General features: G+C 70.5%; 1 protein-coding gene. It reads right to left on the reverse strand.

Annotated elements, in window-relative coordinates; translation table 11 throughout:
• Positions 1-99: 99 nt before the first annotated feature.
• Positions 100-927: a roadblock/LC7 domain-containing protein gene (locus TN53_RS40845; protein WP_046263944.1), complete on the reverse strand. Its 828-nt coding sequence runs from the start codon at positions 925-927 to the stop codon at positions 100-102.
• Positions 928-1,054 lie beyond the last annotated feature (127 nt).

Genomic DNA, 1,054 nt, shown 5'->3' on the forward strand with positions numbered 1-1,054 from the left:
GTGTGCTCGTACTCGCTGTCCCGGGGCAGTGCGCGTCCCCCCGCAACGATGAAGAGGGGGACTAAGGGGGCCGTCAGCTCGAGCTCACTGGACGGGTCGTCATGCATCGCTGGCCCTCTCTCCCTGCGCGACCGTCCGCGAGATGAGCGCGGGCATCGCGTCACTCAGATGTGCGGTGAAGTCCTCGATGTCGCAGTCGTGCTCGGCCGCCGCCGCCAGGAAGTCGCCGTCGCCGGCCGCGATCAGGAAGATCCAGCCGTGCTGGAACTCGATGACCGTCTGGCTCCACTCGTCGTCGTGCGCTCCGCCCGCGAACGGCGCGGTGGCCCGGCTGTAGGGGTGGATGCCCGTCATGGCCGCCGAGATGGTGTCCGCGAGGTCCCTGCCGATCCCCGTGCTGGCCCCGCGCGGCAGACCGTTCGCACCGAGCAGCAGAGCGTGCAGGGCGCCCGGTACCGAGGCCACGGCCTTGTCCAGTTCGCCGAGAACGGTGACAGACCTGTCCGCCTCGTCGCGCAGTTCCTCGGCGTTGTCCCCGTACTGCTCCGCTTCACGGGTGTTCACCCGCGGCGGGGCGGTGAGGTTGTTGCCCAGCCGGGCGACCAGCCGGTTCATACGGAAGCTGAGCTGCTCCATGTCCACGTCGGGCTCCGCGGCGGCGGCCAGATAGGCGCCCTGGCCGGCCCCGATCAGGAACACCCAGCCGTGCTGGAACTCGATCACGGTCTGAATCCCCGCCCGGTCCTGCGAGGTCCCGGGGAAGTGGGCGGTGGCCCGGCTGAGCGACTGCATCCCGGCCATGGCCGCGGAGATGGTGCGCACGTCCTGGCCGGTCAGGCCGTCCGTGGCCCCGCGCGGAATGCCGTCCGCGGACAGCACCACGGCGTGCCGTGCCCTGGGCACGTTGTCCACGATGTCCTGGACCATCCACGACAGGTCTGTCGTACTCATGCGTTTTCAGACCCTCCGGGCGTCGGGTTTCCAGAGCGGCCACATCGCGCGCGGTCTGTGTGCCGCGCTGCAGAGCGGCCAGGCTGCCGGCGCCGCGTCGGAC

Source organism: Streptomyces sp. WM6386 (genome assembly GCF_000972385.1).
Lineage (GTDB): Bacteria > Actinomycetota > Actinomycetes > Streptomycetales > Streptomycetaceae > Streptomyces.